The sequence below is a fragment of the Clostridium sp. MCC345 genome (assembly GCF_018785345.1).
Taxonomy (GTDB): Bacteria; Bacillota; Clostridia; order Lachnospirales; family Anaerotignaceae; genus Anaerotignum_A; species Anaerotignum_A faecicola.
This window is the reverse complement of sequence record NZ_WQPP01000003.1, coordinates 157,936-180,926: the sequence shown is the minus strand read 5'-3', so window position 1 is coordinate 180,926 and position 22,991 is coordinate 157,936. Positions and strand designations below refer to the sequence as shown.

The following is a 22,991-nucleotide window of genomic DNA, read 5'->3' as shown; positions in this document are numbered from 1 at the left end:
ACGGAGGCAAACCATGAAAATCGTAAAAACAATCGCAGAAGTCAGAGCAGCAGTGAAGGCATGGAGAGCAGAGGGGCTTTCCGTTGGATTGGTTCCCACAATGGGCTTTCTGCATGAGGGGCATAAAAGCCTGATTGACAGAGCAGTAAAAGAAAATGACAGAGTTGTTGTAAGTGATTTTGTAAACCCCACACAGTTCGGGCCTACAGAGGATCTGGCAAGCTACCCCAGAGATTTGGAACGCGATGCCGCACTTTGCGAAAACGCAGGCGCTGCGCTTCTTTTTAACCCCGAACCCTCCGAAATGTACGCAGAGGATGCGTGTACCTTTGTGGATATGAGCGGACTGACAGGCGAGCTTTGCGGCAAGAGCAGACCCATTCACTTCCGTGGCGTTTGCACCGTTGTTTCCAAGCTGTTCCACATCGTAGCACCCGACCGTGCTTATTTCGGACAAAAGGATGCACAGCAGCTTTCTGTTATTCGCCGCATGGTGCGTGATTTGAATTTTGATATTGAAATCATCGGCTGCCCTATTGTGCGTGAAGCAGACGGTCTGGCAAAAAGCTCCAGAAATACATACCTGAATGCAGAAGAACGCAAGGCCGCTCTGGTGCTGAGTCAGGCAGTGAAGCTGGGGCAGAAGCTGGCAGCAGATGGCGAAGCATCCGCAGATGCCATCACAACAGCTATGAAGGAATTGATCGAAAAAGAGCCTCTGGCACGCATTGATTATGTAAAAGCAGTGGATGCCGTTTCCGTTGAGCCTGTCAGCAAAATGCAGCCGCCCGTATTGGTTGCTATGGCAGTTTATATCGGCAAAACCAGATTGATTGACAACTTTATTTACGAGGGCTAAGGAGAAAACGATATGTATTTGAATATGTTAAAGGGAAAAATTCACAGAGCGACTGTCGTACAGGCAGAGCTGGATTATGTCGGCAGCATCACCGTTGATTCCGATTTGCTTGCCGCGGCAGGGATTCTGGAATACGAAAAGGTGCAGATTGTAGATATCAACAATGGGGAACGCTTTGAAACCTACACCATCGCAGGCGAAGCAGGCAGTGGCATGATTTGTCTGAACGGTGCGGCGGCGCGCTGTGTGCAAAAGGGTGATAAAATCATTCTGATGTGCTATTGCCAGATGACACCTGAGGAGGCGGCTGTGAATCCGCCGAAGGTTGTTTTCGTGGATGATGAAAATAAAATCAGCCGTGTTTCCAGATATGAAAAGCACGGACGCTTGGAGGATATGTAATCCCGATAGGCGAAAAGAGGTCTGTACCCTTTGGTACAGACCTCTTTTGCATTTCCTCTTATTTTTTGAGGGCAGGCAGTGCCGCAAAGCCTTCCTCCGCCTGTGCCACTGTCTTCTGAATAATTTCCTCTGCCATGCGCCGCAAATCCATTTGCAGCACCGCCGCAATTACGCCCTTTCTCTGCTCCTGCGGCACATCATACAGCTTGAGCGAGCATTCCAGAAAGCGAGAAATTTTCGCTTCCATGGTAAAATAAACATCGCACGGCATTGCCATGAAGCCCCGCATGATGCTTGCCGATGCAATTTCCATTTCGTAGAAATCCTTCAATTCCAAATCGGGCATATATTTCCCGAAAATGGACTGCAGCCGCCCTGCCATGCTCTGATAGATATACGCCGAGGTGGTCGGCAGGGAATACCCCACCACATACAGCTCACGCAGCGGCTCTGTCAGCTCCGCAATATGCAGCTGCAACGATGTTTCCACCGCATACAGAAGCACCGGGTCCTCGATGCCGCTATGCTGCTCCGCCAAGGCAAACTGTCCCCCGAACATCCGCCGCACCAGCTCCAGCAGCAGTGCCTCCTTGCTCGCAAATGCCCGAAAGAAAGAGCTTTGTGTCATGCCTGCCGCCTTTGCAATTTTTGCCGTTGTGGTTTTTTCGTAGCCGCTTTCCAGAAACAGTGCTACTGCCGCACGCAGCATTTTCTGTTGCGTAAGCAAGCCATTCGTCTGTTTTCCTCTTGGTGACAAAATCGTCCCCCTCTTTCCGTTTTACTTGTGATTATAATCACATTTTATCATCTATTTCACTCCGCCGCAAGGGCAAACGCGCCGAAATACGCTTTTGGGGAAAGGCAAAATACCCTCCCTGCCGTTTGACAAAGAGGGTATCTGTCAAAATTTTATTTTGTAATGGTTACTGTTTTTTCGGCTTCATTCCATGCCACCTGTGCGCCAAGGGTTTCGGAAACGAACCGCAGGGGCAGATAGGTTCTGCCGTTTTCCACGAATGCCGCGGCATCCAGCTTCACAGCCGTGCCATTGACATACGCCGTATCTGCGCCGATGGTAATGAGAATGACATCTGCGCCCTTCTGAATGGTGACGCGCTGCAGCTCGCCGTTCCATGTTACGGTTCCGCCAAGGCTTTCCGCCACAATACGAATCGGGAGCATGGTTCTATCGTTCACGATTTTCGGGGCAACGTCATTTTGGATTTCTCTGCCGAAAACAGAAATCTTCCGACTGCCAATCGTGAGGATAATTTCGTTATTTTCTTTCCATTTTGCGTAAAGCGTGCTATTCGCGGTCAGCTCTGCGCTGAAATCAAAGGGCTTGGTCAGCTTGCTGTCGCTATACCAGCCGACGAAAATATAGCCCTCTTTTGTCGGGTCGGCAGGTCTTTCGATTTTGCTGTTTTTATCCGTTTTTACCTTATCGACCGCACTGCCGCCGTTTGTATCGAACTGCGCGGTATAGGTCTGGGTTGCTGCGCCGCTACTGCTGCTGCGCTTTTTCGTCAGCACAAGCCCTTCGAAAATCTCGCAGGCAAAGGGGTTGATATCGCCATCTGCCGCACGGGTGATTTTCACATCGTATGTCCCTGCGGTATTGGGAACGGCACTCGTCCATGCGTCTGTATCATGCAGACGATATTGCACTTCAAATGGCGTATTGCCGATATTCTCTGTGGGAGAAAGCACCTTTACCACAAAGCCGTTGCCGATATTTCTGGTGGTGAAGTGCTGGGGTGTTTTGTCGATGGTAAGGTCTTTGCTCGGCAGGTTGGGCAGGTCGGGATATTCACCCCCATGCAAAGAGGGGAGCTTATACGCTTCGGTCGGGATTGACCAAATAGTTGTATCAAAGCCCGTCCAAGCAAATACTTCGCCCTTCTGCACATCCGTCATAAGCTTGCCTTTGGAAACGAAAACAGTTGTACCTTGTTTTACATCTGTGGTATCAATATCCGCATAGCCTTCTTTCCCGTATACTACAAGCTTGGTTCTGTTGTAGCCGTAGTTGCTCGTTAAGGTTACATTCTCAACCCTACTCACATCCCCTACAATACGGTTTACAAAGTCGCTGTCTGTCACGCTCTTTGCCAGAGAAACGCAGTTTTTTATTGTAGAACCGGAGACAAATCCTGCAATGCCACCTGCGGTATTTCTCGCCGAAACATTGCCGCCGTAATAGCAGTTTTCTATGGTAACATGGTAAGCATATCCGGCAATGCCACCTGCAATGAATTCTGTTGCAGTCACATCTGCCAAGGCGTAGCAGTTTTTGATTGTGCCACGAGCACTTCCGGCAATACCGCCTATATAAGAATCTTCCCCCGTCACATCTCCCCGGAAGGAACAACTCAAAATCTGCGTTTTTCCATATGCATTACCCACAACGCCGCCTACATAGTCATATCCGTTTACTTCCCCTGTGACATTGCAGTTCTGGATGATTGCACCATCTACATAGCCGAATAAGCCGGCATTATTACTATTACCTGTTACTTTAAGGTTGGTAATCTTGTACCCATCGCCATCAAAAGTTCCTTTAAAAGGTCTTGCATCTTTTCCATCATTAGTTACCGTTCCGATGGGGGTCCAATTTGGTTCGTTCTCCAAGTCAATGTTTGCGGTCTGCTTGAAGTATTTGTTTGTGTAGGTTTCGCCGCTGTTTACCTTTTCCGCCAGCAGCTTCAAATCCTCTACATCTTCAATGAGATAAGGGTTTGTTTTTATACCAAAGCCATCAAAACCAACGCCTGTCATGCATTTCGGCAGTTCCGAAAACTGCACGCCGCCTACGTTTTTTAATATCGGCAAGCCGTTGTCTGTGAAGTCCCATGCGGAATCAGTATCCTTAAAAATATCAGAGAACTGCTCGGAAAGTTCTCCGTTTGTATAGGTAAGGGCTGCACCGTTTACCCATCCTGCGTCATCAGCAGAAACGGGATTGCCATTTATTGTTGTGCCGTCCCAAGCGTAGTTATTTGTTAATGTTGCATTATAATTATACCCTGCAATGCGGTTTACATAGTCGCTGCCCGACACGCTTTCTGCCAGAGAAACGCAATTTTGGATTGTGCCTCTCCATGCAGTTCCGGCAATGCCGCCTGCATAATTTTTTGCGGATACCTCCCCGCTGTAATAGCAATTTTCTATGGTGACACCGTAAGCATATCCGGCAATGCCGCCTGCATTGACTCCTGTTGCAGTTGCTGTTGCAGTTGCTGTTACATTTGCCAAGGCGTAGCAGTTTTTGATTGTGCCAACGCCATATCCGGCGATACCGCCTACCTCCTTATCACCTGTCACTGTCCCTGTTACAAAGCAGCCGCTGACTTCACCTCCGCCTGACATATATCCTACAATGCCGCCTCTTCCCTCACCTTTGCCCTTCACATTGCCTTGGAAGGAGCAATTCAAAATCTTCGTATTTGCATCTGCATACCCAACAATGCCGCCTGTATAGTTATATCCATTGATTTTCCCTGTGACATTGCAGCTTTTGATGACAGCACCTTCCGTATGGCCGAATAAGCCGGCATACTGTCCGCCGTTGGATATTTTAAGATTGGTAATCTGATACCCATCGCCATCAAATGTTCCTTGAAAAGGTCTTACTTCTTCGCCCTGCAATGTTCCGATGGGGGTCCATTCTTCATTCTTCAAGTCAATGTTTGCGGTCAGCTTGAAGTGTTTGCCTTCGTAGGCTTCGCCGCCGTTTACCTTTTCCGCCAGCTTCTTCAAATCATCCACATTCTGAATCTTATAAGGGTTTGCCGCTGTGCCTTCCCCTTCAAAATCCGCAGTTTCATTTTCGAATACCGCTGTGCTGTTTTCCTCTCCCATCAGCAGAGAAATTCCTTTCGGCAGCCCTTTCTTGCTTTCCTCCTGCGGCTCGGTTTTCTCGTCAGATTGCTCCTGCAATTCCTCTTTTTCTTCTTTTTCTTCTTTTTCTTCTTTTTCCTCTTTTTCTTCTTTTTCTTCTTTCGGTTCCTCTTTCAGTTCCTCCTTGATTTCCTCAAGCATTTTCTCCTGCACGAGCTCCTCCTGCGCCACGGCACGCATCGGCACCGCCGTTACCGCAAGGCATACTGCCGCCGCAATGCTTATCCATTTCTTCCAATTCATATTACCCCTCCTTCATGCGCTTTTGCGGACTACGGCAAAGCCCCCATATCATCCGCAAAAATTTCACTTGTGATTATAATCACATGGTATCATATCTGCTTTTTCTCCGCAAGGAAAAATAAGGTAAATTTTTCTTTTTGGAGAAAATAGACAAAACCAAGGGTGCGCCCAAATGGGAAAAGCGGCTGAGGCGGAAATATTCGCCCCTTTGCCGGAATACACTTAAAAAAGGGGGGATTTTTATGGAAAAAGCACCTTGCCGCAGTATTTTCAAAAACGGAACAGACCGCACCACGCAGGCAGAGGTTACACGAATCTGGGCAGTTCTCATCAATCAGGCAGAAAAGGCAAGCACCATCCTCGCGAGGGAAAACGCATAGCATGAAAAGGGAAAGAGCCGCCATTTACTGCCGCCTATCGGAGGAGGACAAGGGCAAGGGCTCCGCCGAAAACGACAGCAACAGCATACAAAACCAACGCGCCCTGCTGACGGAATATGCCCATTCCCACGGCTGGGAAATCTACGAAATCTACATTGATGATGACTACAGCGGCGCAGACCGCAGCCGCCCTGCCTTCAAGCGCATGCTGCATGCCGCCGAGGAGAAAAGGTTCGACATCATCCTCTGCAAAACACAATCCCGTTTCAGCAGGGAATTAGAGGTGGTGGAACGATACATCAACCGCCTATTTCCGCAATGGGGCATCCGCTTTCTGAGTTTGGTGGACAATGCCGATTCCGCAAACGAGGATAATCTGCTTCTGCGGCAAATCAACGGCATTATGGATGAGCATTATCTGGCGGAGCTATCCAAAAATATCCGCAGTGTGCTGACGCACCGCAGAAAAAACGGCTTTCACATCGGCTCCTTTGCGCTCTATGGCTACAAAAAGAATCCCGACCGAAGGGGACATCTGCTGATTGACGAGGAGGCGGCGGCGGTGGTGCGTGAGGTTTTCACGCTTTTCTCGCAGGGCTACGGCAAAACCGCCATCGCGCGCATGCTCAACGAAAGAGGGATTCCAAATCCAACGGAATATAAACGCTTACAGGGGATTCGCTATCGGCAGCCGAAGGGCAAGGGCAGTACGCTCTGGAAATATTTCGCTATCTCCAATATGCTGACAAATGAAATCTACATCGGCAACATGGTGCAGGGAAAATACGGCAGTATTTCCTACAAAACCAAGCAAAACAAGCCGCGCCCCAAGGAAGAATGGATACGGACAGAGGGGACGCACGAGCCGATTATCGAACAGGAATTATGGGAGCGCGTGCAGAAAATGCTTGCCGAAAGAGCAAAGCCCTTTCCATCCGGAACAATCGGGCTGTTTGCGCGGAAGGCGCGCTGTGCGGAATGTGGCTACACGCTGCGTTCCTCGAAAACCAAGGGGAAATATTATCTGCAATGCCCCAATCATCACATTTCCAAGGAGAGCTGCAGGGGGGCGTTTATTTCTGTGGAGCGGCTGGAGCGGATGGTTTTGCAGGAATTACATACGATTTCCGATGCCTATCTGAATTGGGAGGAGCTGGAACGGCAGCTTGATTTTTGCAGTCATTTAAAGGAGCAGAGGGCTTCTTTACAGAAAAGCATCCACGCCCATGAGAAAAAAATTGAGGAAGCTCATAAGGCAGTGCGGGAGCTGTATCCGGATAAGGTGCGCGGTGTTCTCTCCGAAGCGGAATATCTCGATTTATCGAAGCATTTTTCAGCGGAACTACAGCAGCAGGAGCGGCTGATTGCGGACGCAGAGCGGAAAATCATCGACCTTGACGCACGCATTGCCGCAGGGGATAACCGCCGCGCCATCATTGAAAAATACATCAACCCGACGCACCTGACAAGGGAAATGGTCGAAATTCTGATTGATTCTATTTCTGTCGGCAGACGGATTGCAGGGACAAGGGAGGTTCCCATCACCATATACTGGCGCTTCTGAAAAATGGGCGAAAGCAGTGCCGCCCGAAAATTTTGTAGCAAATCTGACAAAATCTGTAAAACACTATTCCGTTTTGTCTTTTTATATGTTAGAATGTATTCACGATATTATTTTTGAATACAAATATAAAGGAGGTACTATTATGGTCTATATCGAATCCCCCAGCACAAATCCTGCTTTTAATCTGGCTCTGGAGCAATATGTTTTCGACCGAATGGACAGAAGTCAGGAATACTTCATGCTTTGGCAGAACGATAACACCGTTGTCATCGGTAAAAATCAGAACGCCTTTGCAGAGGTCAATCAAAAGGTTGCCGATGCAAAGCATATCTCCGTTGTCCGTCGACTTTCCGGCGGCGGTGCCGTATATCATGATTTGGGGAATCTGAACTTCACATTTATCCTCAATGCAAAGGATGCAACCGATCTGGATATTCGTCTGTTCTGTCAGCCGATTGCAGAGCTGCTGCGTTCTCTCAACGTGCCTGCTGAGGTCAACGGCAGAAACGATATCAGCATTGAAGGGAAAAAATTTTCCGGCAATTCCCAGTATCTGAAGCAGGGCCGCATCATGCACCACGGCACGCTGATGTTTCATTCAGACCTTTCCGTTGTTGCAGATGTGCTGAATGTTTCCGCAGATAAATTCCAGTCAAAGGCTGCAAAATCCGTAAAAGCAAGAGTGACAAACATTGCGCCTTATCTGCCTGAGGGCTTTACGCTGGCACAATTCAAGGCTCTTCTCTTAAAATACATTTTGAAAGAAGAAAATGTTCAGCCCTATGTATTCTCCGCAGAGGAGCTGGCTGAAATCGAAAAAATCAAAAAGGAACGCTATGATAAGTGGGAATGGAATTACGGCTTTTCTCCCTCCTACAGCGTAGAAAAGAGCCGCCGCTTTGAGGGCTGCGGAAAAATCGAAGTACACATGAATACGGAGGACGGCAGCATTACCGATTTGCAGTTCTTCGGCGATTTCTTCGGCGTAAAGGACTCTGCCGACCTTGCCAAGGCTTTGATTGGCACAAAGCTGGAGCAGCAGGCTCTGGAAAGCCGCCTTGCCGATTTCGATATCGCACAGTATTTCCATGGACTGGAGAAGAATGATTTCCTCAATCTTCTGCTGCAAAGTGAATAAAGACATACAAAAGACATACATTTGCCGCCTTTCGGTGTGTCCCAATAAGAAAACATGAAGAAAATGAAATAGCTGAAAGACTGCGGATACAAGGAAGTTTCCCGCAGGCATCCTTTGACTTAGGCTGTCAAGGGGAACTGACACAGTAGCCGTCGCTTTCAGCATTTTAGGATGCAAGGTTTCTTATCCGGGCGCACCTTTTGAGGCGGCTTTTTTATTTGGGTATCCCCAAATTTTGCAAAAGAAAATGCCCCGACCGATACGAAATCAGCCGAGGCATCTTCTTTTATTATAGTTATATGTCTAAAGTAACAACTTAAAAGGGATGCGGCTATGGGCTCAGCACAGCCGCAAAAAAAGAGTTATGAAGGAGATTTTGTCTTGCTAAATCCTGCTCCCTCTTTAGAGGGGAGGGGCGGCTGCAAATCCGACTCCACAGCCGCTGTGTATCTCAAAAGTGAACACTTATGTTCATCAAGTTTTTGTTTATCCTTTATCTTTTGCATTTATACTGTTGATTTTTATTTATTGGGAATATGAATTGCTCTCTTTTCTGCTGCCAGAGCCGCTTCTCTCACCGCTTCGGTTACAGTAGGATGTGCATGGATTGCCGCAATAATATCCTCTACGGTCGCTTCCATACCGATGGCCAGCGCACATTCACCAATCAGATCTGTTGCTCTGGGGCCAAGAATATGTACCCCCAGAACCTCTTTATATTCTGTCCCGATGATGAACTTAATGCTGCCAACGCCGCCGTTCATAATCAGAGATTTACCGTTTGCCATCAGAGGGAATTTGCCTACCTGATATGCAATGCCCAATTCCTTGGCTTTTTCTTCTGTCAGACCAACGCCTGCAAATTCGGGGTCCGTATATACACAGGAGGGGTTGGTTGCACCATTGTAAACCGCATTTTCTCCCAATGCATTTTCCGCTGCCACTTCACCCTGTGCAGATGCAACGTGCGCCAGCATAACCTTGCCCAGACAGTCACCGATGGCATATACATTCGGTACATTTGTTTCCATCTTATCATTTACTGTGATGCGGCCTCTGTCATTTGCAATGCCTGCCGCATCTAAGCCCAAGGCCTCTGTATCTGTTCTTCTGCCGACAGCAACCAGTACCTTTTCTGCTTCAAAGGGCTGCACCTTGCCGCCAATTTCCACATTCACCTTTGCGCCGACTGCCGCCGCTTCTACAGACTGCACCTTTGCGTCTGTCATAATCTTTACGCCTTTTGCCTCCATCAGCTTGCGCAGCTGTGCTGTCAGCTCGCCATCCATCATGGGCAGCAGCTTAGGTGCGGCTTCTACCACCGTTACCTCTGTACCGAATTTGGAGTACGCAGTTGCCAGTTCGATACCAATTACGCCACCGCCAATGACCAGAAGGCTTTTTGGAATTTCTTCAAAAGACAAAGCGCCTGTCGAATCTACGCAGTTTGCATTTTCCTTTACCCCGGGAATGGGAGGCACCGCGGGGACGGAGCCTGCTGCGATGATGATTTTATCAAATGTCATGTTTTCCTTTGTACCGTCCTTTTTCAGGACAGCCAGAGTATCCTTGGATGCGAAGGATGCTGTTCCCTCCACAACCTGAATCTTATTTGCCTTCATCAGACCGGTAACACCGCCTACCAGCTGTGCGGTAATGGCATTTTTCTTTGCCTGCACCTGTTTCCAGTCTACATTTTTCACTTCAATATGGATGCCATATTCCGCCATTTCCTTTGCTTCTGTCAGCGCCTCTGCCGCATGCAGGATTGCCTTTGTGGGAATACAGCCGACATTCAAGCAGGTGCCGCCCAATTTATTCTTTTCAATCAGCGTTACCTTGCCGCCCAGCTGTGCCGCTCTGATTGCCGCAACATAACCGCCGGGACCGCCGCCGATGACTGCTACTTTTGTTTCGCCGGCAGGCTTTTTCTCTGCCGCGGGAGCGGCTGCCTGTACGGGTGCTGCCTGTGCGGGTGCTGCTCCAACCTGCTCGCCTGCTTCGCCGATATATGCCAGGAGCCCCTTTACGGGTACATCCTCGCCTTCCTGTGCCACGATTTTAATCAGTGTGCCTTCTGCTTCTGCTGTCACCTCACTGGTCAGCTTATCTGTTGTAATTTCCAGCAGAACATCGCCAACCTTTACGGCATCGCCTTCCTGCTTTACCCATTTGGAAACCGTGCCTTCTTCCATTGTCAGCCCAAGCTGAGGCATTTTAACCTCTACTGCCATAGTCTATTCCTCCTGTCTATTCAGGTTCCTTTTCTTGATTTCTGTCTCCTTTTTCTTCCGATGTTACAGCAGAATCTGCATGGGATGCTCCATCAGATCCCGGATAGCCAGCTCAAATTTTGCTGCTGTCGCACCGTCAATCAATCTATGGTCGAATGTAAAGGAAATGCGCATGAACTGTCTCTTTGTGATGTTGCCTTCTGCATCCATTACCAGCTCATCCTGCACTGCGCAGACACCCAGAATGCCTGCATCCGGCTGATTGATGATAGGATTAAAGGTTTCTACGCCGAACATACCCAGATTGGAGATGGAGAAGGTAGAGCCCTTATATTCATCCATCGACAGCTTATTTGTTCTTGCACGCTCTGCCAGATCTCTCGCTGCTTCGGAAATTTCACCCAGACTCATCTTATCCGCGTCCTTGATAACGGGCACAATCAGACCATCCTCCAGCGCAACCGCCATACCGATATTCACATGGGCGCGCTTGATAATCTGGTCGCCGTCCAGACTTACCAGAATATGCTTGTTATTTTTCAGTGCCTTTGCCGTTGCTTTCAGCACATAATCATTCAAAGAATATTTAACGCCAAGGTCATTGTTAATCTTCTTACGGAATGCCATCAGCTCTGTCACATCAATGCGGACATTCTGCGTAACGGTAGGGATTTCCTGTGCGGATTTTGTCATTCTTTCGGAAACGACCTTTCTCATCCCTGCCAGCTTTACAACCTCGTCGCCATCCATCAGTTCCAGTGCGGTTTTCTTCGGTGCTGCCTTTTCTTCTGCCGCCTGTGCTGCGGGTGCAGGTGCGGCTTTTGCAGCTTCTGCTGCCGCCAGAATATCCTTCTGCACGATTCTGCCCAGAGGGCCGGAGCCTGCCACTGTTGTATAATCTACCCCCAGCTTTGCCGCTGTTTTCTTTGCCAGAGGGGAAATTCTGATTCTGCCGCCTGCCACAGGTGCAACAGGTGCTGCAGGTGCTGCTGCGGGCACGGGTGCCGCCGCTTCAGCCGCAGGCGCTTCTGCCTTTGCCGCAGGTGCATCCCCAACCTGTTCGCCTGCTTCGCCAATATATGCCAGCAGACCTTTTACAGGAATGTCCTCGCCTTCCTGCGCAACAATCTTCAGCAATACGCCGTCATGCTCGCTTTCTACTTCGCTTGTCAGTTTATCTGTTGTAATTTCCAGAATGACATCACCTGCTTTTACAGTGTCGCCTTCCTGTTTTACCCATTTTGTGACTGTGCCTTCTTCCATTGTCAGTCCCAACTGAGGCATCTTTACTTCAAAAGCCATGGTTTTCCCTCCTTATTTATTCAGAACCTTTTTCACTGCCTTTACGATATCTGCGGGATGAGGGAAGTTTTCATCCTCCAATGTAGGGCTGAAGGGAGAAACGATATTCAGACCGCAAACACGTTCTACGGGTGCATCCAGTTCATCAAACAGCTCCTCTGCAATCTGTGCGGAAATTTCAGCCGCATAGCTGCCACGCTTTACCTCCTCGGACAGAACGATTACATTGTGTGTCTTGGAAACGGATTTCACAATTGCATCCCAATCCAGAGGAACCAGTGTACGCAGATCCAGAACCTCTGCGTTGATGCCTTCCTTCGCCAGCTCTTCCGCTGCCTCCAGTGCAAAGTATACCTCACGGCTCCATGTTACGATTGTAATATCTGTACCCTCTCTTTTCACATCCGCAACACCCAGAGGGATGGTGTATTCCCCTTCGGGAATCTGCTCCTTCTTTGCATACAGCAGCTTATGTTCAATAAAGATAACGGGATCCTCATCACGAATCGCGGATTTCAGCAAGCCCTTTGCATCCTCCGCGCTGGAGGGTGCCACAACCTTCAGACCGGGTGTGTGGCAGAAAATATTTTCAAAGCACTGCGAATGCTGCCCTGCGTTTCTTCTGCCTGCGCCCATGGGCAGTCTCAATACCATGGGTACGGTTGCCTGTCCGCCTGTCATATATCTCATCTTTGCAGCCTGATTAATGATAGGATCTGCCGCAACGGTGATAAAGTCATCATACATCAGCTCTACCACAGGGCGAATCCCTCTCATTGCAGCCCCCACTGCCATGCCGCAGAAGCCGGATTCGGAAATCGGGGTATCAAACACGCGATTTTCACCGAATTCCTCCTGAAAGCCAACCGTAATGCCGAAAACATTCCCCATCTTACCCATGTCTTCGCCCATGATAATTACATTTTCATCTCTTGCCATTTCCTCATGAAGAGCCTCGCCGATGGCTTTACTGATGCTCAATTTTTTACTCATCTTACAACGCTCCTTTCATTATCAGAGAAATATACGTCTGTTGTTGCTTCGGAAGGGTCAGGATATGCGGATTCATTTGCAAACTGATAAGCCGCTTCCATCTCATCCTCTACTGCCTTTTCCACAGCCAGAATTTCTTCCTCTGTTGCCACGCCATCCAACAGTCTCTTTCTCATATTGGGGATTGCGTCCTTCTTATGCGCTTCCTCCATGTAGGATGCAGGGCGATAATTTGCAGGGTCACCGCAATAATGTCCCTGATGGCGGAACGTCATGCACTCTACGATAGAAGGGCCGTTGCCCTCTCTTGCATAATCTACCGCTTCTTTTACTGCTTCATATACGGTAACGGGATCATTGCCGTCAACTGTTTTGCCGGGGATATTATACGCCTGCGCACGCACTGCAATCGTATCCGTATTGGTTACGGAATGAATATTAACAGAAACGCCGTAGCTGTTGTTTTCACACAGGAATACTACAGGCAGCTTCCATGCCGCCGCCATATTTACCGCTTCGTGGAAGGTACCCTGGTTGGATGCGCTGTCACCGAAGAAGCACAGGGTAACATGCTTATCTCCCTTAATCTTGGACACCAGTGCAGAGCCTGCCGCAATGGGAATACCTGCGCCTACGATGCCGTTTGCACCAAGGCTGTGCAGTCCTGCTACATCCGCGATGTGCATGGAACCGCCCTTACCCTGACAATACCCTGTTTTCTTACCGAACAGCTCTGCCAGCATTTTATCCAGAGATGCGCCCTTTGCGATACAGTGACCATGCCCTCTGTGGGTAGATGTCATATAATCTTCGGGTTCCAGTGCATAGCAAGCACCTGTGGGCACTGCCTCCTGCCCGATGCACAGGTGAATATTCCCTGCCAGCATACCCTTTGTGAAGCATTCTGCCGCTTTTGTTTCAAATGCTCTGATACTCAACATTGTTTTGTACATATCCAAAAGCATTTCCTTGGGATATTTTTTACCTTTAGAAGCCAATGTGATTCACACCTTTCTTTTTTCTCATTCTTTTTATGTTTTTTATTTTTGCTTGGGTGCAAACAGAGGCACCCCGAGTTCCTCATCAAATCTTCTGCCCATAACCAGCCCATCCAGCTCCGCAATCACCATATCCGTGGTCAGCAGAACCTTTGTGCCTTCAATAAGATGACCGCCATGCCCTGTGCCATGCTGGTCGCTCATGCTCATGTGTACATGAAGCAGAAGGTTGCCGTCATCATCGTGGCAGATCATGCCGGCTGCCGCAGTCAGCTCGATGGGACCATACAGAATCGTAGGTTCTCCGTAGCCGTATCCTGCTTTTTTATCCTTCAAAGGAACAGGATTACAAAAGGCTGCACCGTCCAGACTACCAATCCCGCTGAGGATTACGCCGTTTTTAATATTTTCTGCTTTGCAAATCTCCTCGATGCCCTTCAAAACATCCATACCGGGCTTCAAGCGGAATGCAACGACTCTTTTTATGCTGCCTGCAGCATGTTCGATGGATTGCATCATTTGTATCTCCCCTTCTTTATTTTGTATTCTTTTTATTTATTTTGTATTCAAATTTTATCATTAGAATTTTTATGTGTCAATACAATACCGCCATTTTTTTCCTTTTTGGCGTAATTTACAGAATGTATTTCTGATTTTTATTTAAAATTCATAAAACTACTTTTGTATACAAAATGATGTCTAAAAAAAGAGGTTCTTGTCAGAATTTTTTATCAAAAACCTCAGAATCCTATTTTTCTTAAATCAGGCAGGTCTGTCCTTCCTCCATAAAGAACAGCGCATTTTCCTGCCTTCCTGCGCGCATTTCCTGCTCCACAATCTTCCGTATCATCATTTTATCCTCTCCTGCAAAGGGAATATGATAAACAATCTTCGTTTTTGTCTGCAATACGCCTGCTGCAAATAATGCCTTGCCCTCCTCGCTGTGGCTCATCAGCGGATTGACAAACACCGCATCCAGCGCCATGCCACGCACCATGGAAAAATCCTCCTGTGTAAAATCCACATCCGCCGTAAAAAGCAGCTTCTTCTCGCCGCACTCTAATAAATAACAGAAATGCGGCACATCCCAGTAAAGCTTATCCAGATGTCTGGTCTGGAAGGCACGAATACGAATCTCCTGCTCCGGGCGAAAAACGGTTTTCCTGCATAATTCCCGATGCAGCAGAACACACGGAATCCCCATCCCCTCCGCCTTTTTCTGCAACGCCCGCAAGGCAGCAGAGCCGTCTCTCGGCATGAAAATCGCCTTCGGCTGCCGGTACTCCAGATATTCCGCCACCCTCTGCGGCGAAAAATGATCCCCATGCTCATGGGTAAACAGCAGATACTCAATACCTGCAAATTCTCCCTCGCCCGCCTTCAGCTTTTCCCATTGCCTTTCGGAAAGATTGCTGAAGCAATGTCCGTTTTCATCATAAATCCCGTCGATTAGCAGCTTCGTCCCCCGAAACTCCAGAAGCACTGCCGCATTTACCAGAAACGTTGCCTTTACCTGCTCCTGCATCTCTGTTCCCTCCTTCTGAAAAATGCTGCATACCCAAGCAGTATGCAGCATTTTCTTTTCTCAAAATTACATTTTCAAATCTATTTTTTTATTTATTTTTTACATCTTATTTAATCAATCCCGGCAGGAAGGTTGTAACCTGCGGAATATAAGTAACCAGCATCAGCACCACAACACCGATGAGCAGCATTGGCATAACCGATTTTAGCGTTTGCACAAAGCGTGCCTCGGCAATCTGGTTTGTCATCAGCAAGCAGATGCCGACCGGCGGTGTAACCAGACCGATACACAGGTTGAAGCTCATCATGATACCAAACTGCAAAGGGTCAATGCCAAACGCATCCAGCAGAGGCAGCAGGATAGGTGTCATCATGATAATCGCTGCATTTGCCTCCATCAGCATACCGATAACCAGGAACAGAATATTCAGCAGCAGCAGAATGACAACTGTACTATTGGTAAAGGAGCTGAATACCTCCAGAACCTGATGAGGCAGACCGGATGTTGTGATAACATAACCGGAGGATTTGGAAATCCCTACCAGCATCAGAATGGTTGCTGTAGAAATCGCACCATCCACGAAAATGCCGGGGATATCCTTAATCTTAATATCCTTATAAATCAGCAGGCTGACCAGAAGCGCATACACAACTGCAACCGCTGCGGATTCCGTTGGTGTAAAAATACCGCCGAAAATACCGCCCAGAATGATAACGGGCATCAGCAGAGCCCAGATACTGTCTTTGAAAATAAGCAGAACCTCTTTTGCAGATTTTCTTTCATGCGCAGGCAGGTCATTCTTCTTACCATAGAACAGCGCATAAATAATCAGACCGACTGCCATCAGGATACCGGGAATGACAGAGCCGACAAACAGCTTGGATACGGACAAATCCGTAATGCTCGCATATACGATCAATGTAATGGAAGGCGGGATGATAGGCCCCAGAATAGCCGCAATACCGGAAATCGCCGCTGCGAAATGGTCGGGATAGCCTTCCTCCTTCATGGCAGGAATGGTTGTGCCGCCAACCGCAGATGCCGTTGCAACACCGGAACCGGAAATCGCACCGAACAGCGCAGATGCCAGTACGGTAACAACCGCCAGAGAGCCTTTAATCCAACCGATCAAGGCATTGGAAACATCAATCAGCTTCCCTGTAATACTGCGAGACATAATATTCCCTGCCAGCATAAAGAACGGGATTGCCAGCAGTGAGCTGGAGTTCATGCCTGCAAAAAGCTTCTGCGGAAGCACGATAAACGGCATATCTGCCATATTCAGGGCAACCAGTGTGCCAATACCCAACGCAAGATAAATCGGAATACCCAAAATGGATAATACCAATAACAAAATAATTACAATCAAACCGGCATTCATGTGTTACGCCTCCCTTCTGCTTAATTCCGCAATTTCCGCAAGCTGCTTCATAATAACCTCAATAGAGGTCAAGATCATCAATACTGCACCAATCGGCATACATGCATACGGCACAGACATCGGAATCTTCAAGCCGGCAGAAACATTCACTGCCGCTGCCTGACACAATACAACAGAATAGCAGAACAGAAATACCAGAAATACAATCCCTACGATGGTTGCAATCACTGTATAGATTGCCTTCGTTCTGGGCTTAAGAATACCGATAAACGCATCCACCTGCAAATGGCTGTTTCTTCTTGTGGCAATGGCTGCTGCTACCATAACATCATAGATAAACAGATACCTTGCCAGTTCCTCACTCCACGCATTGGACGCAGAAAAAACATATCTTAAAATAACCTGATAGGTAATGACAATAATCATGATTGCAACCGTTACCGCCAGAAATAATTTTTCTATCTTTTCAATTCCGTCCAGAAATTTTCCGTACCCTTTCATTCGATTCACCTCGATTTTAATGATTTTCCTTTGTATTTACTCCTCTGTGCCGACAGCACGAATCTTTGCTGCCCAATCTGCCAAATAAGGGAATTTTTCATCTGTAAAGTCCTTGAAATATTCGATAAACTGGTCTGTATCCACTTCAATGATATGGCAGCCCTTATCAATCAGCTCCTGCTCTGCTTCCTTTTCCTTCTGCAGCTGCTGTTCACTGACAGTTACGCCTGCATATTCAGCTGCCTCCCGCACTGCCTGCTGAATATCCTCAGGTAATGCATCAAAGTATTCTCTATCCATGATGATAACGTTACTGCTGTAAACATGGTTTGTCTTAATCCAATATTTGCAGACCTCATCAAATGCATAGTTCAGGGAGTCCGTCATAGGGTTTTCCTGCCCGTCTACCGTCTTCTGCTGCAAAGCTGTATAGGTTTCTGTCATCGCAATGGGTGTAGGTGCTGCCTTCATCCATTTCCAGGTTTCCAGATACATCTCCAGATTTGGTGCTCTCAGCTTAAAGCCCTTGAAATCCTCGATATTTTTCATTTCCTTTGTTGCCGTTACGATACGGGGACCTCTGTATGTGCCGCCCAGCAGCTTAAAGCCGCTTTCCTCACCGACAGTCTCCTTGATTTCCTCGCCGACATCGCTGTTCCATGTTTCCATGAAGTGATCATAATCGCGGAACAGATACGGGGTTGCGTCAATATTCGCCATCGGGGTAAAGGTTGCCAGTGTACCTATTGATTCACACATCACGTTGGCAACGCCGAATTTCATCCCTTCCAGAACCTCAGAAGTTGTACCAAGGCTGCCGCCGCCATAAAGAACAACCTCTACTCTGCCATCCGTCAGCTCCTCTATCTTTTTCGCGAAGGCTGCGCCTGTATCGTAAGCATTGTCCCCTTCTGTGGAGTTCAATGCCATTTTCCATGTATATGTACCGTCATCATTGATACCCATACCATTATTACAGCCGGTCAAGCCCAATGCCGCAACAATGGCTGTCATTGCAATCGCCAAAATTTTCTTTTTCATGAAAATTCCTCCTCAACCTTTTCTTACCGATATCAGCCGTCCATTGTTACGCCACCGTCCACATCACTGATTTCACCGGTAGCAAAGCTTGCCAGATCAGATGCGTAGAACAGAACCATATTTGCAATTTCTCTCGGCTGTGCGCCTCGTCCCAAAGGAATGGTTGCGATAATCTTCTTTGTCTTTTCTTCTCCCATATTGGCAGTCATCGGTGTCATTGTCAAGCTGGGGCATACGCCGTTGCAGGCAACCCCATAAGGTGCGCCTTCTCTTGCAACTGCCTTTGTCAGCCCGATTACGCCTGCCTTGGAGGCCGCATAGGCGCTTGTTCCCAAAAGACCGCCGCCTCTTTTTGCCGCTACGGATGCTACATTTACAATTCTGCCATATCCGTTTGCCTTCATAGAGGGATAAACTGCACTAATTGCAGTATAAACACCTGTCAGGTTAATGGCAATTACTTTATCCCATTCTGCCTGTGTTACCTCATCAAAGGGTACCGTGCTTACGATGCCTGCATTGTTGATCAGCCCATGTATCTGCTTAAAATCTGCAACAATTTTGCCAAATACCTCTCTGATTTCAGCACTGTTCGCCAGATTTACCTTGTAAGCAGAGGTTTTGTCCTTGCCCAGCTCCTCTCTGAGCTTTTCGGCTGCATCCAGATTCAGATCAACAATAATCGCATGACCGCCGCCTTCTACCACGCCGGTTACGATTGCTTTGCCGATGCCGCTCGCACCGCCTGTCACAATAATGTTCTTTCCTGTGAAATCCATACTTATTTCCCCTTTCGCTTTTGTATTGTTTTCGTTATTTTTGTATTCAATTTTTCTTTTTTGAATTTGTAATTTGATACTAATATTCATTTTTGCAAATGTCAATCCATTTTTTGTTAATTTTTAAAATTTCTTTATTTTTGTATATTTTTGCAAAAACGCATTTTTGCGTATTGCTAAAAACCAACTTTTTTGAATTGTCGAAATTTATCAAATTTTCACAGTTTTCTTATTTTGAAAGAAATCCTATTTTTTGTATACAAAATCTGCTTTTTGATGTATAATGATAAAAATTGTTTTTAAGGGGATACGCTCACATTTGTTGAGGTATGATTTATTTATTTTTTTATTTTAGGAGAGATAGTATGAAAACTTCAGATTCTTTACAGGATTTCGCTTATGAAGAAATTAAAAAACGAATTCAAAACGGGGAATACGCCCCCGGAACAAAATTAAATACGCAGGAAATATCCGATTCACTGGGCATCAGCCGCTCCCCTGTCCTTGCTGCAATCAACCGTTTGATTGCGCTTGGTCTGGTAGAGGCAACGCCGAGAAAGGGCACAACCGTTGCACAGCTTTCCGATACCCAGATTAGAAATATCATTGAAGCACGTCAGATGATGGAGCTTTTCTGTGTAAAGCTCTGTATCCGCAATATTGAGTATCATCCCAGCATCATCAAGGAGATGGAGACCGTTGTACAGGAATTTGAAACCGCACTGGAAGCCGGATATCCCGCGGCGGCAGAGCTGGAAACAAAATTCCATACACTCTATATCTCCCTCTGTGGCAATCCGCAGATTATGAAGCTCTATGAATCCAACTGGAGCATCGGCACCATGTTTTATATGTATAGCGCAACCAACCTCCCTCTGGATCAGCTCAAAACCTCCTTCCATCAGCATAAAGAAATTCTCAATACGCTGAAGGCAAAGGACGAAGCCGCCTTACAGAAAATTATTGAAGAACACATGAGCATTGTTTATGAAACACTGGAATGGTATTCTCAGGCAGCCAAGCACTGATTCCCACAAGGATTGATTGCCCTTACGCCATCGCAGCAGTAGAGCCTGTCAGCACAATGCAGCCGCCCGTATTGGTTGCCATGGCGGTTTATATCGGCAAAACCAGATTGATTGATAACTTCATTTACGAAGGCTGAGGATATAAAAACGGTCTGAACCGCAGGGTTCAGACCGTTTTAAGGTGTCGACAAAGTCGACCCCTAAGTCGAAATCAGGATTTCGACTTGTTGAAACAGAAGAATAAACAGATGCGTTCCGGCGATAGCAAGCACCTTGAAACGCCCTGTTTTCCTCGAGGGGGCAAAGCTCCCTCTGCGGATTCCATTCCGGAGAATACTTACCTCCCAAGAAGGGGCGGCAGGCAAAGCCTGCTTTGCGGAGCAAAGTAATGAGCTATTCGTTTCCCGAACCCTTCCGCTCAATACCACCCAAACAGGGTTTTTCCGCCATCCAATTTCTCAATTTTTTTCATATCCTCCTGCGAAATTTCAAAATCAAAGACAGCGAGGTTTTGTTTCATGCGCTCCTGATGGACGGATTTCGGAATTACCGCAATTTTATTCTGCACCAAATACCGCAGTGCAATCTGTGCAGATGTTTTTCCGTATTTGTTCCCAAGCTCCTGCAATAACGGCTCCGCAAAAATATTTTTTCTGCCCTCCGTAAAGGATGCCCAAGACTGCATTTGCGTTCCATGCTTTTCCATTTCCTTTTGCAATGCCAGCTGCGGATAGTACACATGGGATTCCACCTGGCTGACCGCAGGCACAATATCACAGGCGGCAACAAACGCCTGATATTTCTTTTCATTAAAATTGGAAATGCCGATTGCTCTTACCTTTCCTGCCCGATAGGCCTCCTTCATGGCTTCATACATTTCCAAAGCGGAATCATACGGCTCATGAATCAAAAGCAAATCAATATAATCCGTCTGCAATGCCTGCAAAGATTTTTCGATTGCGGCCTTTGCTTTTTCGTAGGTAACGCAGGGACGGTACAGCTTTGTTGTAAGAAAGACCTCTTTTCTCTCCAGACCGCTTTCTTTTACCGCCTGCCCGACGATATCTTCATTTTCATACATTTGCCCTGTGTCAATCAGCCTGTATCCGCTGTCCAATGCGGTGAGAATCGTTTTCTTGCCTGCCTCTCCACGCACATCCCATGTACCAAAGCCAATCATCGGCAGCTGCACGCCATTATTTAAGGTTACATATTCCATCTGCGTTCCGACTCCTTCCCAATTCTATGATTCTGTCTATCCGCTTTCCGAAAGCCTGCCGAAAATATGCTTCTGTCACAAGCTTTCTCTTAAAATTTGAATAATCTCCTCTCGATTTAATACCTTATATCCCTAATGAAAGATAAGTGAACTGCACCCCATTTGTTAGACAGTATGATATACTATTTAGCAAGTGGGGTGATTTTTATGCCAAAAGGAGCACCAAACAAACGATATACTCCAGAATTTAAGAAACTGGTGGTAGAAACAATGCTGGAAGAAAAACTGAGCTACAGTGAAGCGGCAAGACAATTTGAAATAAATGATCACGGAATCATTCAACGTTGGGAGCGAATTTATCTCGAAGAAGGTTCAGAGGGGCTGGCTATCGAGCGTCGTGGACGCAAAAGCACCGGACGGCCAATGAAACTACAAAAAGAGGTAGAGGAGGATTTGATCGCAGGGGTGCAGCGATTGCGCGCAGAAAACGCATACCTAAAAAACTTGCAAGCCTTGGTTTTGGAAAACGAGCGACAGCATCACAGAAAACACAGGTGATTTAGAAACTAAGGCAAGAATTTTCACTGGCAATCCTGCTGGATGTCGCTCAACTGCCTCGTGCAACCTTTTACTATCATCTAAAACAACTGAAGAAAGCAGATAAATATCATTCTGTGAAAGAAGAAATCACTGCTATTTTCCATGAGAATAAAGGAAGATACGGTTATCGACGTATTACTGCAGAACTTCGAAATAGGAATATTTATTTAAATCATAAAACTGTTCAGCGTCTTATGCAGAAGTTGGGCTTAGTTTGCCGTGTCAGGATGAAGAAGTATCGTTCTTACAAGGGTGAAGTGGGCAAAATCGCACCAAATCTGTTAAATCGGAACTTCCATGCCGAAAAACCGAATCAGAAATGGGTCACGGATGTGACAGAGTTCAGCCTGTTTGGTGAGAAACTGTATCTGTCCCCAATTCTCGATTTGCACAGTAGCGATCTGGTCAGCTATACCATATCGGATCGTCCTGTGCTGCGCATGGTGACAACTATGCTGAACGAGGCATTTGCAAAAATTCCGGACGGAACAAATCACATTCTCCATTCTGATCAGGGCTGGCAGTATCAGCACAGGCAGTATCAACGGATGCTCCGGGAGAAAGGCATCCGGCAGAGCATGAGCCGAAAAGGGAATTGTCTGGACAATGCTGTGATAGAAAATTTCTTTGGACTGCTCAAGAGCGAACTGCTGTATTTGCAGGAATTTCAGTCCATGGAGCACTTCAAACAGGAACTCGTTGCATATCTGGATTACTACAACAACCGCAGGATCAAGGCAAAACTGAAGGGCTTGCCGCCTGCAATTCACAGACAACAAGCCCTTTCGGCTGCTTGAACAATTTTTACTTCAAAATATTTGTCTAACTTTTTGGGGTCAGTTCAATGCCCTATTTTACTCAAATCGAGTCTATTTTAACTCATAGAGTCAATCTTGACTCAACC

Annotated in this window: 21 protein-coding genes and 1 pseudogene; 9 read left to right on the top strand and 13 right to left on the bottom strand. The window is 47.1% G+C overall.

What is annotated here, in order from left to right:
• The first annotated feature begins 13 nt into the window (after positions 1 to 13).
• Both panC and panD read left to right on the top strand, forming a co-directional pair.
• A complete protein-coding gene (gene panC / locus GPK49_RS00960) occupies positions 14 to 859 on the top strand; it encodes a pantoate--beta-alanine ligase (RefSeq protein ID WP_215676478.1) in 846 nt (281 codons plus the stop codon).
• A gap of 12 nt (positions 860 to 871) precedes the next feature.
• A complete protein-coding gene (gene panD, locus GPK49_RS00955) occupies positions 872 to 1,261 on the top strand; it encodes an aspartate 1-decarboxylase (RefSeq protein WP_215676477.1) in 390 nt (129 codons plus the stop codon).
• 58 nt (positions 1,262 to 1,319) lie between these two features.
• Here panD and GPK49_RS00950 read toward each other — a convergent pair whose 3' ends face one another.
• Together GPK49_RS00950 and GPK49_RS00945 are read right to left on the bottom strand one after the other, a co-directional pair.
• Positions 1,320 to 2,018, bottom strand: coding sequence for a TetR/AcrR family transcriptional regulator (locus GPK49_RS00950; protein ID WP_016407886.1), 699 nt, complete (start codon positions 2,016 to 2,018; stop codon positions 1,320 to 1,322).
• Positions 2,019 to 2,170: 152 nt separating this feature from the next.
• Positions 2,171 to 5,404 (bottom strand): stalk domain-containing protein, encoded by a 3,234-nt coding sequence (locus GPK49_RS00945; protein WP_215676476.1) that lies wholly within the window; start codon positions 5,402 to 5,404, stop codon positions 2,171 to 2,173.
• 242 nt (positions 5,405 to 5,646) lie between these two features.
• Here GPK49_RS00945 and GPK49_RS00940 point away from each other — a divergent pair, with 242 nt between their 5' ends.
• From GPK49_RS00940 to GPK49_RS00930, 3 genes are all read left to right on the top strand, one after another.
• The gene (locus GPK49_RS00940) at positions 5,647 to 5,784 is read left to right on the top strand and encodes a hypothetical protein (protein WP_016407888.1); all 138 of its coding nucleotides are present in this window, start codon (positions 5,647 to 5,649) and stop codon (positions 5,782 to 5,784) included.
• 1 nt (position 5,785) lies between these two features.
• A complete protein-coding gene (locus GPK49_RS00935) occupies positions 5,786 to 7,348 on the top strand; it encodes a recombinase family protein (RefSeq protein ID WP_215676475.1) in 1,563 nt (520 codons plus the stop codon).
• Positions 7,349 to 7,490: 142 nt separating this feature from the next.
• Positions 7,491 to 8,486, top strand: coding sequence for a lipoate--protein ligase (locus GPK49_RS00930; protein WP_215676474.1), 996 nt, complete (start codon positions 7,491 to 7,493; stop codon positions 8,484 to 8,486).
• A 521-nt stretch (positions 8,487 to 9,007) separates the two neighbouring features.
• Here the strand turns inward: GPK49_RS00930 and lpdA are convergent.
• The 10 genes from lpdA to GPK49_RS00880 all read right to left on the bottom strand — a co-directional run bounded on the left by lpdA (position 9,008) and on the right by GPK49_RS00880 (position 19,240).
• Positions 9,008 to 10,720: a dihydrolipoyl dehydrogenase gene (gene lpdA, locus GPK49_RS00925; protein WP_215676473.1), complete on the bottom strand. Its 1,713-nt coding sequence runs from the start codon at positions 10,718 to 10,720 to the stop codon at positions 9,008 to 9,010.
• A 63-nt stretch (positions 10,721 to 10,783) separates the two neighbouring features.
• A complete protein-coding gene (locus GPK49_RS00920) occupies positions 10,784 to 12,022 on the bottom strand; it encodes a dihydrolipoamide acetyltransferase family protein (RefSeq protein WP_215676472.1) in 1,239 nt (412 codons plus the stop codon).
• 12 nt (positions 12,023 to 12,034) lie between these two features.
• Positions 12,035 to 13,015 (bottom strand): alpha-ketoacid dehydrogenase subunit beta, encoded by a 981-nt coding sequence (locus GPK49_RS00915; RefSeq protein WP_215676471.1) that lies wholly within the window; start codon positions 13,013 to 13,015, stop codon positions 12,035 to 12,037.
• Positions 13,012 to 13,980, bottom strand: coding sequence for a thiamine pyrophosphate-dependent dehydrogenase E1 component subunit alpha (locus tag GPK49_RS00910; RefSeq protein ID WP_118581209.1), 969 nt, complete (start codon positions 13,978 to 13,980; stop codon positions 13,012 to 13,014). The genes GPK49_RS00915 and GPK49_RS00910 overlap by 4 nt, the downstream gene beginning before the upstream one ends.
• Positions 13,981 to 14,055: 75 nt before the next feature.
• The gene (locus tag GPK49_RS00905; RefSeq protein ID WP_016407895.1) at positions 14,056 to 14,532 is read right to left on the bottom strand and encodes a PPC domain-containing DNA-binding protein; all 477 of its coding nucleotides are present in this window, start codon (positions 14,530 to 14,532) and stop codon (positions 14,056 to 14,058) included.
• Positions 14,533 to 14,770: 238 nt separating this feature from the next.
• Positions 14,771 to 15,538 (bottom strand): MBL fold metallo-hydrolase, encoded by a 768-nt coding sequence (locus GPK49_RS00900; protein ID WP_215676470.1) that lies wholly within the window; start codon positions 15,536 to 15,538, stop codon positions 14,771 to 14,773.
• Positions 15,539 to 15,644: 106 nt separating this feature from the next.
• On the bottom strand, positions 15,645 to 16,919 hold the full coding sequence (locus tag GPK49_RS00895; RefSeq protein ID WP_118580795.1) for a TRAP transporter large permease: 1,275 nt from the start codon (positions 16,917 to 16,919) through the stop codon (positions 15,645 to 15,647).
• A 3-nt stretch (positions 16,920 to 16,922) separates the two neighbouring features.
• Positions 16,923 to 17,420, bottom strand: a complete 498-nt coding sequence (locus tag GPK49_RS00890) for a TRAP transporter small permease (protein WP_215676469.1) — start codon at positions 17,418 to 17,420, stop codon at positions 16,923 to 16,925.
• Positions 17,421 to 17,456: 36 nt separating this feature from the next.
• A complete protein-coding gene (locus GPK49_RS00885; RefSeq protein WP_016407899.1) occupies positions 17,457 to 18,461 on the bottom strand; it encodes a TRAP transporter substrate-binding protein in 1,005 nt (334 codons plus the stop codon).
• Between the two features lie 32 nt (positions 18,462 to 18,493).
• Positions 18,494 to 19,240: an SDR family NAD(P)-dependent oxidoreductase gene (locus tag GPK49_RS00880; RefSeq protein ID WP_118581212.1), complete on the bottom strand. Its 747-nt coding sequence runs from the start codon at positions 19,238 to 19,240 to the stop codon at positions 18,494 to 18,496.
• Between the two features lie 365 nt (positions 19,241 to 19,605).
• On the opposite strand from GPK49_RS00880, the gene GPK49_RS00875 reads away from it, so the two are divergent.
• Both GPK49_RS00875 and GPK49_RS00870 read left to right on the top strand, forming a co-directional pair.
• Positions 19,606 to 20,268, top strand: coding sequence for a GntR family transcriptional regulator (locus tag GPK49_RS00875; protein ID WP_215676468.1), 663 nt, complete (start codon positions 19,606 to 19,608; stop codon positions 20,266 to 20,268).
• On the top strand, positions 20,241 to 20,405 hold the full coding sequence (locus GPK49_RS00870) for a hypothetical protein (protein ID WP_423780972.1): 165 nt from the start codon (positions 20,241 to 20,243) through the stop codon (positions 20,403 to 20,405). The genes GPK49_RS00875 and GPK49_RS00870 overlap by 28 nt, the downstream gene beginning before the upstream one ends.
• 281 nt (positions 20,406 to 20,686) lie before the next feature.
• On the opposite strand, the gene GPK49_RS00865 is transcribed toward GPK49_RS00870, so the two are convergent.
• Positions 20,687 to 21,487, bottom strand: a complete 801-nt coding sequence (locus tag GPK49_RS00865) for an aldo/keto reductase (RefSeq protein WP_016407902.1) — start codon at positions 21,485 to 21,487, stop codon at positions 20,687 to 20,689.
• Between the two features lie 207 nt (positions 21,488 to 21,694).
• Between GPK49_RS00865 and GPK49_RS13110 the strand changes: the two genes are divergently transcribed.
• Both GPK49_RS13110 and GPK49_RS00855 read left to right on the top strand, forming a co-directional pair.
• On the top strand, positions 21,695 to 22,045 hold the full coding sequence (locus GPK49_RS13110; RefSeq protein ID WP_118580804.1) for a transposase: 351 nt from the start codon (positions 21,695 to 21,697) through the stop codon (positions 22,043 to 22,045).
• A 20-nt stretch (positions 22,046 to 22,065) separates the two neighbouring features.
• Positions 22,066 to 22,884: pseudogene (locus tag GPK49_RS00855) on the top strand (IS3 family transposase); the annotation flags it as partial.
• Between the last annotated feature and the right edge of the window lie 107 nt (positions 22,885 to 22,991).